The 16273-nt window shown below is 41.2% G+C and carries 13 protein-coding genes and 3 pseudogenes; 12 read left to right on the forward strand and 4 right to left on the reverse strand.

What is annotated here, in order from left to right:
* From LW728_RS23270 to LW728_RS17395, 6 genes and pseudogenes are all read left to right on the forward strand, one after another.
* Nucleotides 1-126: pseudogene (locus LW728_RS23270) on the forward strand (class I SAM-dependent methyltransferase); the annotation flags it as partial.
* Between the two features lie 148 nt (nucleotides 127-274).
* Nucleotides 275-1285, forward strand: coding sequence for a glycosyltransferase family 2 protein (locus LW728_RS17375; RefSeq protein WP_287767396.1), 1011 nt, complete (start codon nucleotides 275-277; stop codon nucleotides 1283-1285).
* A 90-nt stretch (nucleotides 1286-1375) separates the two neighbouring features.
* On the forward strand, nucleotides 1376-2413 hold the full coding sequence (locus LW728_RS17380) for a glycosyltransferase family 4 protein (protein WP_052275602.1): 1038 nt from the start codon (nucleotides 1376-1378) through the stop codon (nucleotides 2411-2413).
* Between the two features lie 301 nt (nucleotides 2414-2714).
* Nucleotides 2715-2801, forward strand: a pseudogene (locus LW728_RS23275) (class I SAM-dependent methyltransferase); the annotation flags it as partial.
* Between the two features lie 818 nt (nucleotides 2802-3619).
* A complete protein-coding gene (locus tag LW728_RS17390; RefSeq protein WP_287767400.1) occupies nucleotides 3620-4399 on the forward strand; it encodes a glycosyltransferase in 780 nt (259 codons plus the stop codon).
* Between the two features lie 20 nt (nucleotides 4400-4419).
* Nucleotides 4420-5400 carry an NAD-dependent epimerase/dehydratase family protein gene (locus LW728_RS17395; RefSeq protein WP_287767401.1) on the forward strand — a complete coding sequence of 327 codons (981 nt, stop codon included), beginning with the start codon at nucleotides 4420-4422 and terminating at the stop codon, nucleotides 5398-5400.
* Between the two features lie 22 nt (nucleotides 5401-5422).
* Here LW728_RS17395 and LW728_RS17400 read toward each other — a convergent pair whose 3' ends face one another.
* Entirely contained in the window at nucleotides 5423-8131 is a 2709-nt protein-coding gene (locus LW728_RS17400) for a bifunctional acetate--CoA ligase family protein/GNAT family N-acetyltransferase (RefSeq protein WP_287767403.1), read from the reverse strand.
* 219 nt (nucleotides 8132-8350) lie between these two features.
* Between LW728_RS17400 and gcvH the strand changes: the two genes are divergently transcribed.
* The 3 genes from gcvH to LW728_RS17415 all read left to right on the forward strand — a co-directional run bounded on the left by gcvH (nucleotide 8351) and on the right by LW728_RS17415 (nucleotide 10906).
* Complete coding sequence (gcvH, locus tag LW728_RS17405; protein WP_008201043.1) at nucleotides 8351-8746, forward strand: glycine cleavage system protein GcvH; 396 nt, start codon at nucleotides 8351-8353, stop codon at nucleotides 8744-8746.
* 159 nt (nucleotides 8747-8905) lie between these two features.
* Complete coding sequence (moeB, locus tag LW728_RS17410) at nucleotides 8906-10078, forward strand: molybdopterin-synthase adenylyltransferase MoeB (RefSeq protein WP_287767405.1); 1173 nt, start codon at nucleotides 8906-8908, stop codon at nucleotides 10076-10078.
* A gap of 240 nt (nucleotides 10079-10318) precedes the next feature.
* On the forward strand, nucleotides 10319-10906 hold the full coding sequence (locus LW728_RS17415) for a hypothetical protein (RefSeq protein WP_287767407.1): 588 nt from the start codon (nucleotides 10319-10321) through the stop codon (nucleotides 10904-10906).
* A 68-nt stretch (nucleotides 10907-10974) separates the two neighbouring features.
* Here LW728_RS17415 and LW728_RS17420 read toward each other — a convergent pair whose 3' ends face one another.
* The gene (locus LW728_RS17420) at nucleotides 10975-11349 is read right to left on the reverse strand and encodes a CU044_2847 family protein (protein ID WP_149106890.1); all 375 of its coding nucleotides are present in this window, start codon (nucleotides 11347-11349) and stop codon (nucleotides 10975-10977) included.
* 165 nt (nucleotides 11350-11514) lie between these two features.
* On the opposite strand from LW728_RS17420, the gene LW728_RS17425 reads away from it, so the two are divergent.
* The 3 genes from LW728_RS17425 to LW728_RS17430 all read left to right on the forward strand — a co-directional run bounded on the left by LW728_RS17425 (nucleotide 11515) and on the right by LW728_RS17430 (nucleotide 15484).
* Nucleotides 11515-14751, forward strand: a complete 3237-nt coding sequence (locus LW728_RS17425; RefSeq protein WP_287767409.1) for an nSTAND1 domain-containing NTPase — start codon at nucleotides 11515-11517, stop codon at nucleotides 14749-14751.
* A 390-nt stretch (nucleotides 14752-15141) separates the two neighbouring features.
* A complete protein-coding gene (locus tag LW728_RS23435; protein ID WP_002737946.1) occupies nucleotides 15142-15297 on the forward strand; it encodes a DUF6888 family protein in 156 nt (51 codons plus the stop codon).
* On the forward strand, nucleotides 15281-15484 hold the full coding sequence (locus tag LW728_RS17430) for a DUF6887 family protein (protein ID WP_002758886.1): 204 nt from the start codon (nucleotides 15281-15283) through the stop codon (nucleotides 15482-15484). Before LW728_RS23435 ends, LW728_RS17430 begins: the two co-directional genes overlap by 17 nt.
* 105 nt (nucleotides 15485-15589) lie before the next feature.
* Here LW728_RS17430 and LW728_RS17435 read toward each other — a convergent pair whose 3' ends face one another.
* Together LW728_RS17435 and LW728_RS17440 are read right to left on the reverse strand one after the other, a co-directional pair.
* Nucleotides 15590-15790: a hypothetical protein gene (locus LW728_RS17435; RefSeq protein WP_002798182.1), complete on the reverse strand. Its 201-nt coding sequence runs from the start codon at nucleotides 15788-15790 to the stop codon at nucleotides 15590-15592.
* A 360-nt stretch (nucleotides 15791-16150) separates the two neighbouring features.
* Nucleotides 16151-16273, reverse strand: a pseudogene (locus LW728_RS17440) (DUF29 domain-containing protein); the annotation flags it as partial.

Raw genomic sequence — 16273 nt, forward strand, 5'->3', positions numbered from 1 at the left:
TTTTTAAAAGACTTTGCTAATGTTAGTAAAGATTTTCTAGAATTTAGTTTGCTTACCCAGAAAGTAGAAGCCGTAGATTTGTCTGTTTTTGAATCCCTGCAAACCAATGATATTTTGTTTGTAGAACAATTACTAAGAAGCAATGGCTGTGCCGCTGGCTGCCAATTCAATTGACGAGTTTATTGATGAGTTTGTCGATCACCTCTTTCTACCATCCTTGACAGAGGTGTTGGAGTGAGTTACAATTCTCGAAAGCTGCTGCTAAATCACGATTATGACGCTTCCCCCAGTCAATCAAGACAAAGACGCAATTGCGCTAGACCCCAATTTTTGTACTACTCGCCTGGTGACGCAGGAGAAACCAGTCATAACTAACGATCCCTTGTCAAAAGTCCAGTCCGTCCTATTTCTACCTCCTAATCCAGAACGCAAGGGAGAAGCTGGATTGAGGACGCAAGGATATTTCAAACGGTCTTATAATGAAGAGAGTGGTTTTTCTGACAATTTACCGCTTCCTTTAGTTACTATTATTACTGTAGTCTTCAACGGTGAGAAACACCTAGAGCAGACAATTCAGAGTGTGATTAATCAGACCTATGATAATGTTGAGTATATTGTTATAGATGGTGGTTCTACGGATGGTACAGTTGATATTATACGCAAGTATGAGGAAGTAATTGATTATTGGGTAAGCGAACCAGATGCAGGAATTTCTGACGCTATGAATAAAGGGATAAGTTTAGCAACAGGAATTCTAATTAATCACTTACATGCAGGGGATAAATTTGCTGCTGACACAACCCTGTCGTCAGTGGTTTCATCTTATAATTCAGAAGGCTGGCGATGGTGTTTTGGTAATCAACTATTGAGAAGTCACACAGATGATACTATAGTGGGTTGTTTCTGTCCCCCTAAATTTAGTCAAAAACTACTTCACATAGTAAATACAATTCCCCATCCAACTGTTTTTTCTGAACGAGCTTTGATGGAAGAAGTAAATGGGTTTGACAATGATTATAAATGTGCTATGGATTACCATCTCTGGCTCAGATTCACTCAAGTATCAAAACCCAAACAATTTGATTATGCCACTGCTGAATATTTACTGGGGGGTCGCTCCTCAGATGTAAAATTAGCCTTGAAGGAGGAGTTTAGAGCGAGAAGCGAGGTTTTAGAACAATCACCAATAGATAGACTAATATCTCTTGGCGTTGTATTAATTAGGTATTTAAAGAGGAAGTTGCGTATTACTACCTTTGTTAAGAATTTTGGTTCTTCGGTTTAGCTTATCAATAGTAGATGGTTAAGCATCATAAAGTACCGAAAGTCTATAATTGTCAACAAATAGAAGTATAAAATGTAAATTATTATTCATATGAAAGTAGCTTTTATCGTTCCCAGTCTAGAAGATAGTGGACTGACAAGAATTCCATTTCTTTTGGCTCAAAATCTCTTAAAAGATTGTTTTGTAAAAATTTTTTACTTTAAAGATGCGAAATCAAGAAATTTCAAGTTTAATGTTGAGGTTCCAACAAAGAAGATATCTTTGGTCAAGTTTGATGATGAATTAAATGAATTTGATGTTATCCATTCTCATGGAATGAAACCAGATTGCTATACCTGGCTAAATATGGCTAGAATTCGAGGAAAAAAAATTACAACAGTTCATGGTTTTCGTCATGAAGAACTAATGTATTCATATGGAATGCCTTTATCAGTGATTTATAATGCTCTATGGAATTTTGTTTCAAGCAAATTTGATCGACTGGTTTTTACAGTTGGAGTACAACAAAACTACTATAGAAAAATAGGGTTAAAAGATGGAGAGCTAATTTATAATGGAGTACCTCGAATTTCAGTTAATAGCGTTCAAACTATTAAATCATCAAATATGACTAATATTTCAACTCTCTCAAATTTAGGAGCTAGAAAAGGGATAGATCAAATTTTAAAAGTTCTTGCGTTAAATGAGCAATATCATCTAACATTAATAGGTGGTTCTAATATTCAATATATTCAAAATTTACAATTCTTAGCCAGCAAGTTGGATGTAGGACAAAGGTGTTATTTTTTGGGATTTGTAGACAATCCCTGGGAAATTATCCTAGAAAGTGATGTCTTTATTTTTCCATCTCGTTCAGAGGGATTTGGTATTGCATTAGTTGAAGCTGCCAGTTTAGGAATTCCAATTATCTGTTCTGATATTCCGACATTTCGAGAGATGTTTGACGACAATGAAGTGACATTTTTCAAACTTGATGATATAGATGACTTGAACAACAAAATACTTATGTTAGATGAAATTAAAGACAAAGTTTCTCGGGCTAAGTTAAAAGCAGAAAAACTTTTTTCTTTGGAAAGTATGTGTTACAATTACTATCAGGAGTACAAAAAATTAATTGATGCTAATTAAAAATTATGAACTATAACCATATACAAGAATAAAAGGAGGCTCTATTTAGATGATTGGGATTTGTAATTTATGCGGTTCTGTGGTGGTTCAGATACATCCAGGATATTTTGGTACTCGTTGTTTAAACTGTAGATATACTAAAATTCATAGAGCAGTTGGTTTGACAATTGAATCTCTAAATTTTTCAACCAGTACCTCTGTTTACGAGTTGTCTTCTCGCGGAGCTTTGTATAAATTCTTAAAGGGTAAATTTAAAAATTTATACTTTTCTGAATACTTTGATGATGTACCTCTAGGATTGATGAAGAACTCTGTTGTCTGTCAAGACGTTCAAAATCTTCTTCTCAACGACGAATCTTTTAATTTAGTGACTTCTACCGAAGTTTTTGAGCATGTTCCTGATGACAGCAAGGGTTTTTCTGAAATTTACAGAGTCTTAAAAAAAGGGCTCTTCGGTTTGTGTTATGCAATGGACGGGGGTTATAAGGGATGGAACCCTTATAGAGAAAGGCATTTAGCGATTTTTGTCAATTGTTTTTTATCTAGAGCGAACTAATCAATTAAGTCTCTTGCCAGATAAGGATTTAGTCGATTTATGCCCCCCTATCGAACCATAACAAGTAACGAAGAGCCAAAAAAAGATGGATATTTTATTTTTACCGTGCCTTTATCAGATAACCCGAAAACAGTTGAAAGATGTTTCTTACAGCCTGATGGGACTATCATACATCAGCTTGAACCTGAGTATCATGGCGATCGGATTCGAGGACAGGGAAGAGTTCTTGCCTTCAGAAATTACGGATTGGATATAACTAAACGGTTAGAAAGTTGTGGTTTTCACGCTGAAATACGTCTAGTAAACTCGACGCGCAATGTAATTGAAGATCAGAAGGTTATTATAGCCAAAAAAATCTAGTTCTACGACTGTAACTAAAAAATCAACTGGAGATGAGAATAAAATGTTAATTTCCTGCAAATACAACTCTCTTTTTATCCGTAATCCCAAAGTAGCGTTGTCGTCTTTGGAGAAATCTCTGAGAAAAAATATCTTAAATGACTGGGAATGTTTTAACTATATTTGAAACTTAACAAAAAGACTATGAGAGAATACTATAATTGCTTAAGTTACCAGAAGTAAAACTAGCAAGCGTCAATCAAAATCATCAACTTGGAACTGTTTTTAGTAAAAGATAGCTTTAGATACTTATGCAACTGACGGCCTCCCTTGTCCTTTACAAAAATGACCCAGAGATAGTTATTCAAGCAATTAAGTCTCTGTTCAGCACACCCATAGAAATTAATTTATCAGTAGTAGATAATTCTCCCACCGATGAATTCAAAAAAATATTCGATAATTTTCAGGAATACGATATAGATTATTACTTCAATAATGGTAATAACGTTGGTTTTGGTCAAGGACATAACCTAGCTATTACTAGGGCTAAAAATTATGATTATCATTTAGTTATCAATCCAGATGTTTATTTTGATAATAATGTGATCACCGAACTTATTCACTACCTCGATAAGCATCAAGAGGTGGGATTGATTACTCCAAAAATATCTTACCCTAATGGGGACATCCAATACCTTTGTAAGCGTCAACCCACAGTTTTGACCTTATTTATTAGACGTTTTATACCAAAAAAAATGCAATTTCTTTTCAAAAAGAGATTGGACTGGTATGAAATGAGAGATATTAGCTATAACCAGATAATAGAAGTACCGATTATTAGTGGTTGTTTTATGCTATTTAACAGAAAATATTTAGATGATATTGGCTACTTTGATAAAAATATGTTTATGTATTTTGAAGATTATGATTTGACCCTTAGAATGTCTAAAAAATACAAAACCATACTTTATCCCCATGTCAATATTTATCATCATTGGGCAAGAGGAGCGCACAACTCTACTAAACTGGCTATAGTTTTTGCTCAATCGGCTGTGTATTTTTTCAATAAACATGGTTGGAAACTTTACTAAACTTAATTGAATAATTAATAATGAAAAACGTTTTAGTTACAGGTTCTAATGGCTTTATTGCCAGCAACTTACTGCCAATTTTACATCAACATAACTGCCAGATAACAGCTGCAATTCGCCAGAAATTTGAGTTTCCTGCATCCCTGTCAATTAAGGCTATTCAGGTGGGTGAAATTGATGATATAACCGATTGGCAAGAAGCATTGCTAGGCATTGATACCGTTATTCATCTAGCAGGACGCGCTCATATCCTTCATGAGACTATATCCAATCCAGAAGCAGCATTTATAAAAGTTAACACGAAGGGGACTATTAACCTAGTTAAGCAGTCGCTAAAAGCGGGAGTTAAGCACTTTATTTTTGTCAGTTCTATTCATGCTATGGCTGCCGAAAGTGATGATATTCTTAACGAAAATTCTTCCTGTCACCCTGATAGTCCCTATGGTCGTAGTAAACTGCAAGCAGAACAAGCTTTAATTAACCTCGCCAAAGATAGTAACATGACTTGGACAATCCTTCGTCCTACTCTCGTTTACGGACTAGGCAATCGTGCTAATATGGAGCGCTTGATGAAACTAATTAAACGGGGATTACCTTTACCTTTTGGTGCGATAAAAAACCGTCGCAGTTTTGTCTTTGTGGGTAACTTAGTTGATGCCATTATTACCTGTTTAGATCATCCTAATGCGGTTAATCAAATCTTTTTAATTAGCGATAACCAAGCTGTTTCTACTCCCCAATTAATTCGACTCATTGCTCAACAAATTCAACAACCCTGTCGATTGCTACCCGTCCCCACTACCCTACTTAGATTCTTAGGTTATCTGGGTGATAGGGTAGAATCTATAACAGGGAAAAATCTCCCTTTTAACACCTATAATATCGATCGCTTGCTTGGTTCTCTTACTGTTGACTCTAGCCATATTCAAAAAACCCTGGATTGGCAACCTACCTTTACTTTAGAGCAAGGATTAGCCCAAACAATTCAGCCAGAAAATTAGTGATCAGCTTGTCAAAAAGGCTTCATAATTCAAGTTCCACTTTGACAAAATCGGCAGTTTTATGAAGAGAAAACCCCACTTTAGCGGCTATCATCTGCATAGCGCGGTTATCACTTAAAATTTCCCCTTCAATTCCGTCTAATCCTTCCTTTTTGCCAATAGTGACTAAACGCTGTAGTAATTCAGTACCAATACCCTGACCTTGATAGTCATCCCTAACTAATAGGTCAAATTCCGCCACATTAACGCCGTGCAGTTTATTTAAGCGTCCTATAGCGATAATTTCTGGCTCTTCCGTCTGATCGTTATTAATCTCTACCACTAAGCTCATTACTCGATCGTAGTCGATAAAACAAATGCGCGTAAGACGATCATAAGCGGTTTGGCGATCGAGATTGACAAGGTGAAAATAACGATAATAAATGGTTTCTTCCGAGAGATAATGGTGAAATTGTCGCACTAAAGGCTCATCCGCTGCCCGAATCGGACGAATTAGCACCTTTAAGCCTCTTTTCGTCGTCCAAGGACCTATATAATGTTCAGGATAGGGACGAATCGCCGGATGAGATAACTTTTCTGGGGGAGTAGTTGGAGGATGAAGAAGGATAGAAGCGGAAAGGGCGATTAATTGCTCTGAATCGGCAAAAAAGGGATTAATATCGATAGTTTTAATGCGAGGTTGTTCACTAACCAGGTGACTAAATCTCACGATTATTTGCTCCAAATTCGCTAAATTAAGCGATTTAAGCCCATTTGTCCCGTTAAAAGCCCGATAAATCTTGGTTTTTTCTAAAAGTCGGCGAGCGAGATTAGTATTTAAAGGAGGTAGAGCGGTGGCGTAATCTTGAAAAATATCGACTAAACGGCCGCCAGTACCAAAAATTATCACCGGTCCGCACTGATCATCGTAATTAGAGCCGATAATTAACTCATATCCTCGATCAATTTCTAACATCGGTTGAATACTCACCCCGAGAAAATGCTCCCCACCCACTTGTGCGCTAACATTAGCTTCGATCGCTTGATACGCTTGCACCACTGCCCTAGGGGAAAAAAGCGGCAATTGTACCCCACCCACCGCGCTTTTATGGATAATCGTCCTCGAATGCAGTTTCATCACCACGGGATAACCGAGAGATTCAGCGAGATTAACTGCTTCTGCGGCACTTTCGGCGACTTTAGTGACAATAACAGGGATTCCATAAGCTTTGAGTATATCTAAAGACTCTGGCTCACTGAGAATTGTTCTATCCCCTGCTTGCTCGATAATCTGGCTAACTAAAACTCGATCGGAGCCATTTTCCTGAGAATTGGTTAAAATTGGCGTTTGATAAAGACCGCGCAGATTCTCTTCATATTTCCAGAGCAAATTAAACACCCGGGCCGCCGAATCGGGATAGCGATAGGTGGGGATACCCTGCTGATTTAATAACGCTACTCCCTCTGCAATGCCATCTCCCCCCATCAAACTTGCTAAAATAGGTTTTTTGCTATTTTGAGCGATTGAGGCAATTCTAAGGGCAATTTCTCGCAGATCAGTGTTAAAGCGAGGCGAGAGAATCATCAACACCGCGTCGGTATGTGCATCCGCTAAAGCGATCTCTAGGGCGCGAGCGTAGCTATCGGGATCGCTGCTGCGACGCAGATCGATGGGATTTTGGGGGACAATATCCGCGGGAACAAGAGGCGCTAGTTTTTCGATCGTTGCGGGGTTAAGGGTTGCCAGTTGTCCATCTTCCGCCAGTAAAGCCGAGGCCGCTAAAAGAGCGGGAGCAACACCATTGCTGATGATTGTCAAGCGTTTTCCCCGGGGAAATCGGGGAATTTTCGCTAAAACTTGCGTGATATTCAAGAGATCGGCCAGTCTTTGTACTTCCACGATGCCACAGCGAGCAAAGGCAGCGGAGAGAGTTAGCTGATCGCTGGTCAATTTGCCAGCATGGGAAAGAGAAGTGGGGTCAAAGTCGGTACTGTGGCGACTAATGGCGATAATTGGTTTATTTAGGGCAACTTCTCGGGCCGAGGACAGAAAAGAGCGGGCATTATTCAGGGATTCCAGGTAGATAACGATGCTTTTAGTTTGGGGATCGTCTCCCAAATAATAGAGTAATTCGCCCCAATCCACATCTAAAAGAACTCCGAGGGAGATAAAGTGACTAAAACCGACATTTTCGCTTAAACTCCAATCAAGCACGGCAGCCGCGATCGCCCCACTTTGACTAATCAGGGCAATTGAACCAGTTTTCGGCAGGATGGGGGAAAAGGTGGCGTTAAGATTTTGGCTGAGATTGCTGATTCCTGAGCTATGGGGACCGATGATGCGTAATTTTTGACCAGCGATCGCTTTAATTTCCCTGAGTAAATTTTCCCCCATCTGGCCGGTTTCCCGAAAACCCGTGGAGAGAATCAGGGCGCATTTAACCTGTTTTTCGACAGATTGGGCGATAATAGCGGGAATTTCGGGAGCAGGGGCGGTGATAATTACCAGATCGATCGCCGCCTGGATATCCGGTAAACTGCTATAGCTGGGAAGATCGAGCCGGTTGTCGGGGTGAGGATTAACTAAATAAAGGCGGTGCTGACCGGGATTATCATAGAGATTATTTAAAAGAGTGCGATCAAGTTGGGGATTTTGGCGATTAAATCCCACCACAGCGATGGTTTTTGGCTCAAAAAAGGCTCTTATAGTTTGATGTTCGCCACCGCGAGGATCTAAGATGGAATTTAACATAAGTGAGCTAAAAAAGCAGCTAACCCTTACTGTTGCACTGTTCGAGTATTCCAGCGTTCCCCGATCGACCTAGACCAATTCTAGCTGTTTAATCAGGGTTCGATCGGTGTAATTAATTTTGTCTAGGTAGGGTTGGCAATAAAACAGCCCCACCCGATCAACATTTTCCCCAAGAAATCTAGTAAACTAACTGATGCTGTAAATATTTAGAGACAGACGATGGAACTGGAATATCCCGAGGATTTGAGATACCTAGAAACCCACGAATACGTCAGACTCGAAGGTGAAATCGCTACCTTGGGAATTAGTGCTTTTGCCGTCGATCAATTGGGTGATATCGTGTTTCTAGAATTGCCCGAATTGGGAGAGGCGCTGAAAGTAGGTAGTAGTTTCGGCACGATCGAATCGGTAAAAGCGGTAGAAGATCTTTATCCTCCCGTCTCGGGAACCGTAGTCGATCGCAATCAAGCGATGATTGACTCCCCCGAATTAATTGCCGATGATCCCCACGGGGAGGGTTGGTTATTAAAAGTGCGGGTAGAAAATCCCGATACTGCCTTGGCTGATACCCTCTCCGCTAGTGAATACCGCGCCCAAGTAGCAGGGGAAAGTTAACTAATATTAACAACACGGAGCCAGACCCTCACACTATCATAGGCATAGAAAGAATTAAAAATCCAGGAAGCGATCGAGTCTTCCTGATTTTTGTCTCTAAACCGTGCTGAGACGAAATTCTAGCCCGAATCGAGTGAGCTTTGACTATTTACCCAATCTATGCTAAATCCTAATCTCGCGGCGATCGAACTTTCCCAAGAGGAGGTTCAACGCTACTCTCGACACATTATTCTGCCCGAAGTGGGCTTAGAAGGTCAAAAAAAACTAAAAGCCGCCAGTGTTCTCTGCATCGGCACCGGGGGACTCGGTTCCCCGCTTTTACTCTATCTAGCGGCGGCTGGCATCGGTAGAATCGGTATTGTTGACTTTGATATCGTCGATAGTTCCAATCTGCAACGTCAAATTATTCACGGCACTTCCTGGGTAGGTAAACCGAAAATTGTTTCCGCTAAGGACAGAATTCTAGAAATTAACCCCCATTGTCAGGTGGATTTGTACGAAACCCGCATAAGTTCCGAAAATGCCCTTGACATTTTAGCCCCCTATGATGTAGTCATCGACGGGACGGATAATTTCCCCACCCGTTATCTGACTAATGATGCTTGTGTTCTTCTCGACAAACCCAACGTCTACGGCTCAATTTTCCGCTTTGAAGGACAAGCAACCGTTTTTAACTACCAAGGTGGTCCCAACTACCGCGATCTCTATCCCGAACCGCCACCACCGGGGATGGTTCCCTCCTGTGCCGAAGGCGGCGTTTTAGGGGTTTTACCCGGAGTAATCGGCACAATTCAAGCCACAGAAGCCATTAAAATTATCCTCGGCGCACCGGATACCCTCAGTGGTCGTTTACTGCTTTACAATGCTTGGGAAATGAAATTCCGCGAGTTAAAATTGCGTCCGAATCCCATCCGTCCCGTTATTGAAAAACTAATTGATTACGAACAATTCTGCGGTATTCCGCAAGCGAAGGCACAAGAAGCAGCAGAACAGCAAAAAATGACAGAAATGACCGTAGTGGAGTTAAAAACCCTACTTGACAGCAATGCTAATGATTACGTTCTCATCGATGTGCGTAATCCCAACGAGTACCAAATCGCTAAGATCCCCAACTCGGTATTAATTCCCCTACCCGATATCGAAAATGGTTCGGCAATTCCCAAAATTAAGGAATTAGTCAACGGTTATCGTCTTATCGCCCATTGTAAGATGGGGGGACGTTCCGCTAAAGCCCTCGCTATCCTCAAAGAGGCAGGTATCGAAGGAATTAACGTCAAAGGTGGTATCAGCGCCTGGAGTCGCGAAGTCGATTCCACTGTACCAGAATACTAATTTTAGCCCTTGGGTTTTGGGGTGTTAGGGTGTTAGGGTTTTGGGGTATTAGTCAAATTCCCCCATCTCCCCATCTCCCCATTCCCCCATCTCCCCACTTCATAATTCATAATTCATAATTTATAATTCCCTCTCTCCATTCCCCCATCTCCCCATTCCCCCATCTCCCTGTTTCCTGTTCCCCGTGAATCTGTTAAGATCAAGGCCAGTTAGCCTTAAAATCTTGGGTGTGAGCAAACAATGAAAAACCATATTAAAAAAATTGCTAGTTGGAGCGCGATCGCTACTATTTCCCTTGGCTTAGTAGAAATGAACCGAACAGCGATCGCATTTGGCAATAATAATCAATTTAGTGCCTGTATCAGTCAGATTGTCCGCACGGGAGTCAGTCCCCAAGATGCCGCCACCGCTTGTTCAGAAGCATTAATTCCTAAAGAATTATCCCGCTGTGTGGTAATGATTAAATCCAAAACCCCGATCGATGGTAATCTGGCTCTGCAAGCTTGTTTTCAAGTGCGTCGTCCCATCGACCTAGGTCACTGTGTGGTCGATATCCATCGCGCTGCCCCCTTATTTGCCGCTAATTCCCTCAAACAAACGGAAACAGAAACAGCCAAGGAACCCGATAAATTAGGGATTTCTAAACAGGTTTTAGATTCCTGTCGTCAAAGTTTATTACCCGGTCGCTTTTCCGAGTGCGTTATCGCTGTCAGTCGTGGTGTGGACAAAAATAATCCCTCCCAAGCTTTACAAACCTGTTTAAGTGCCGAGGATTTCCCCAGAGATCTATTCCCCAGTTATCCCCAAAATCAAGACCAGAGACCTTAATCAAGATTATTTGGCTCTCTTATTTTGGGAATATACGGAAGAACCAGAAAACGTTAAATATTGAACCATCAATCAGACGAGTTCGGCGGCTTAGGAAAGGTACACTTAACCGTAATATTTAAATTACTTTTAGCGGTTCCTTTAGTAATATAAGGGATTCCTACCTCACCGCCGATTTCCACACCAAATTGTAAAGTGACTTCCTCAATGTTGGCAATGGCTAAATTGCGAAAAGCGTTTAAAGTGTAAGTAGTGTAAGTACGAATTGTATCTTCAATTGTCTGAAAATTCTGTAAAATTTGCTGTTTATCTGGTATAGAAGTTCCCCTTTTAGGAACTCTTCCCTCCGTTTTTAATGTCTCGGCAGGAATTTCTAGGTCATCGGTGGACTCTATATAAATTAGAGTGTTTTCGTCAATTTGGATCGGAGTTAGTCGAGTCATAAATAATGCAAAAATTGAAAATTAACTTTTTTCTTAACTATTTCTTGGCTCTCCCGTACTTGTGATGATAAGAAAAGGTCATCTAAGGGAGGGCCTATGCTTTCCTTGCAGTTTACCAAAAAATAACCTAACATAAAAAACATTTCTATCCCTTGCTGACTGTCTATGGCTCGCTACGCCCTCGTCATCGGCATTAACGATTACGATAACCGGAACTTTCTACCATCTTTGAGTAAACCCGCCAAAGATGCGGAAGCTGTTGCTAAATTCTTGGAGAATACTGGGACATTTGCCAATGTAGAACGCCTACCCAATCGCTGGATTGCCGCAGAAAAACGCTACGAAGTTGTTCCAGGAAAGGTAACGGGGAATGAAGTCTTGCAAGCCTTAAAGCAAATTTTATCGGGAGAGCAGACCAAAAATCAAGAAGTCTTGATCTACTTTTCAGGACACGGGTTTCGCCTGATCAATCGCATCGGTGACGGGGAAGCCTATCTCGCCACCTCCGATAGCCAACCCGACGGCAAAAATGCCATTTCTTTAGACCGAGAACTCAATCCTTTATTACGGCGTTCTAGTTTGAGTAATCTGGTGGTAATGCTAGACTGTTGCCATGCGGGGGCGTTATTGCCCGAAAATCGGGGACTAGATCGCATTTTGCTAGAACCTAGCCTCTCAGCGTTTAAGGAGAAGCAAGATTACTACCTAATCGCCGCCTGTCGGTCAGAACAGGTAGCGTGGGAAGATGAGGAATACAGTTTGTTCACCGCCGCCTTACTCGAAGGACTGTCCCCACAACAGGCTGACCCAGAAACGGGAGAAATTAGTGCCGATCGCCTGTTTGATTTTGTTTCGCGGGAATTGCGAGGGAAGGGTCAAGAACCGATTCGCATGGGAGTTGGGCGATCGCTAATTCTGGTCAAATATGGGGCGCAACCTCAAGTTAAAGAAGTGGAACCGTTACTAGATGAGAAGGGAGAATTGCGCTGTCCCTATCAAGGATTGCTGGCGTTTACTAAGAAGGAACGCCCATTTTTCTTCGGACGCAAGCGAGTGGTGGACGACATCAAATCTAAGCTAGATCGGCTAAATTTTGTCCCTCTGATTGGTGCTTCTGGAAGTGGTAAATCTTCGGTAGTTCTGGCAGGATTGATTCCTTGGTTGGAAGAGTTGGGATGGCAAATTGAACATATCAAGCCTGGAAGAGATCCATTAAAAGAATTAGAGTTTGGGCTTCGTACATTACTATCTCAGGAAAAAGACCTAATTGAGAATTGTATTTATCACTCTCAATCTGGCAAAGGTTTACAACCGCTATTAAAACGCTTTCCTAACGGACAAAAGTTTTTGCTGGTGGTAGATCAGTTCGAGGAATTATTTACTTTTGCTTTAGCAGAACAGCGCGATCGCTTTATTGAATTGATTACCCAAGTTGCCACAATTCCAGACTCTCCTTTGGCAGTTATTGCTACCATGAGGGCGGATTTTATTGAACCTTGTTTGCGTTATAATGTGCTGCGACAAATAATTCAAAATAACGCCGAATACCTGCCAACCCTAGCGGGATTGGATTTGCTAGAAGCTATCACGGAACCAGCCAAACTACAAGGCTATGAAGTTACGAAAGAATTGCTCAGTAAAATCCTTGAAGATATTAAACAAGAACCAGGATTTTTACCCTTATTAGAGTTTGCTTTAACCCAGCTTTGGCAGAAACGAGATGAGGCAAAACATCGGCTGACTTTAGAAGCTTATGAGGCGATAGGTGGGATAGTAGGAGCGTTAAATTGTCAAGCTGATAAAGTTTACGAATACAAAGATTATGAAAAAGACTTACCACAGCAGAAGCGAACGGAAGCAGAGAAAGCTTTAATTAAGCGAATTTTCTTGAATCTTCTGCAAATAGGAGACGGGGAAAAAGATACCAGATTGCGTCAATCAAAAGCCTTTATCTTGTCTCTAGCTGGAGATAATCAAGAAGGACAAAAAGTCTTAACAGAACTAATTGACGGTAAACAAGGATTAGTAAAAGGTCGCCTTTTAGTGACGGGAAAAACTGAGCGAGAAGAAGAAGCTTGGGTAGATTTGGCACATGAAGCTTTAATTGAAAAGTGGGACAACCTGAATCTGTGGCGAACCGAAACTCGCAAGGGTAGAGAATTAGCCAAACAGGTGGATAAAGATGCCAAAGACTGGCAAAAAAATAACAGATCTCAGTATTATTTGTGGTCGGGTGACAAGTTAGCAGATGCAGAGAAAATTCTGCAAGAATATCAAGACACAGTGGAAACTACGGACTTGGCTAAAGATTTTCTCGAAGCTAGTAGCCAGCAAGAATTATATAATTACCTCCGCAGTTCAGACATTGATAATTTAGAGCGAGAGACATTAGAAAAGGAAGCAGCCAATAAATCATTTTTAAACCGAGAAAAGTTGAGAAACTTACTCGAAGATGAGAAGGAAAAAGCACAGATAAGGCTGTCAGCGTCCTGGTTGCTGAAGCAGTGGGGAGAGGAGGTTCCTATCTGGAAAGCAAAGGTTGATAAACAAGGAAATATTGACCTCTCAATTATCGCAGAAAACGATCTACCAGCCACAGTAATCGAAGAGTTAGAAAGTGGAATAAACCTAGAAATGGTGAAAATTTCTGGTGGTGAGTTTTGGATGGGTTCGCCGGAGCGAGAAGACGGATCATATCCAGATGAGCGCCCGCCACACAGGGTCACGATTTCTCCCTTTCTGATGGGCAAATATCCGATAACGCAGGCGCAGTGGCGAGCAGTGGCTTCTTTGCCTAAAGTTGAACTAGATCTCAACCCAGACCCCTCAACCTATAAAGGGGATAGCCGCCGACCAGTGGAAAGTATTAGTTGGTACGAGGCAGTGGAATTCTGTGAAAGACTATCACTCTGGTCACAGGAAAAAGGAAAAGGCTATCAATACCGTTTACCCAGTGAAGCAGAGTGGGAATACGCCTGTCGTGCAGTTATCAGTGAAGAATCAATTCAAAATCCGATTTATCCGCCCTATCATTTTGGGTGCAACATTGACCCGGCTTTGGCAAATTACGGTCAAACCGCTCGTGCAAGGACGACGGCCGTAGGCAGGTTTCAAATCGTGAATGCCTTTGGACTTTATGATATGCACGGGAACGTTTGGGAATGGTGTTTAGATCCTTGGCACGATAACTATAAAGACGCGCCCAATGATGGTCGGGCATGGAAAGAAGAATTGTGTCCTGATGTGTTGTTAAAAAGGAAATATGTAGTACGTGGCGGCTCTTGGGGCGACGGTCCCAGGAGTTGTCGTTCTGCGTATCGCGGCGACTGCGATTACCTCAGCGACTTCGACGGGTTTCGGGTAGTTGCGTCGTCGAGGACGGTTTATTCAGTTAACAGTTAACAGTTATTGCTTGTGCCAATGCTCTGGCTTGGTATATATAGTTGTTTCAAATAAGAATGAGATAAGACTCACCTAGCTCACTATTATTGTCAGTAAGCACTCCCGTAGGGGCGAAGCATTCGGGCAATAACCTATCGCTGAAACCGTAGATTTCTTATCCGAATGCTTCGCCCCTACAACCTCAAATACCAATTTAAATGATGAAAAGCTTATGTCTCAAACTTATTTGAAATGACTATAACATCTAGCGAGCAGACTACCTGAATAATTAGCGGGCAGGATGCTCGCATTCCCTTAAATCTAAGGCACTAAATTAGCTGTTTCAATCCAGTATTATGCTATACTTATTACAGGTATAAACTCGTAAATTGGAGGAAAAAGCCATCAATAATGATACCCACTCCCGAACAGATGCTTACTTGCATTAGAATGTGTCAAACCCTGTCTAACTTCTATACCGATATTCATCTATTTCGGTATGATGAAAATAGTAATGTGAGCATCTTGCTCACTAATGTGGAGTTTGAAGATGAATCATCAACCTGATTTTTACCAAATGTCTCGCCCAGAATTAAGAAAATATGTCCTCTCCCATCGAGAAGATGATGAAGCCCTAAGAATTTATATGGATAGAATGCGAACTGAATCAGGTGTAACTAGATTTACCCTTACTCCTAGTCAAGAAGATATGAAGAAATTAGAAGAATTTCTCAAGGCAAAAATGGATAAATAAAATCAATTTAACTTGCTTGTGCCAAGGCTCTACCTTTTATTCAGTGAACTGGGAGTAATGAGGTACAGCGACTTTCTTACCCGTTCTCCCTTCCCCTATCAAACCCTAGAAATCATCGGGAATAATCCATTGGGTCGGTTGCGTCAGTTTTTTCAGTCTAGCGGCTTCGGCCATTTCTAACATCTTTTCCAAAGAAGTTTCGGCAATAAATTTAGCTGCTTCGGCGGCATGAGCTTGATTAGGACATTTATCGCCTAAAATACAACCATTTAGGCAATCTACAGCACAATTTACCTGTTTTTCCATAAAAAATCTCTTTTTCTGACTAGATTTGGCCTTTATATTCTAACCCAACTTTTTTTCAGTACCTAGGCAAAATTAATTACACATCTTGCTAATCCTTTTGGCGCTCTCAACCGTAGGTAGGTAATTATGCCAGTTAAGAAAGCGGCACGCTTAACCTTCTTGGGGTTATGGTGATGAGCAAATATTGATGTAGGGGCGCAACGCTTGCGCCCATAATGTAGGATGGTGGACACTTTTCGGCCAATATCCAAGAGATTCTCTACCCGGACTACTAGGGGGGTAGGGAAGGATAAACTTGACGCTGATTTGGTAGGAGCTAGAAAGATTGCGCTCAGAGCCTTACTTATTCGGCAAACTGGGTCAATTGCTATAGAAGTTCTCATCTAAGATTTGCTCTGGCAAGAAAGGACAAATTTGAGGATAATCATTTTCTGGGGGAATCCGAACACCAAATTGAGCAAGTTTCCCTTCCTTAATTGCCAC

The sequence above is a fragment of the Microcystis sp. 49638_E5 genome, from assembly GCF_021300285.1.
Classification (GTDB): Bacteria; Cyanobacteriota; Cyanobacteriia; order Cyanobacteriales; family Microcystaceae; genus Microcystis; species Microcystis aeruginosa_C.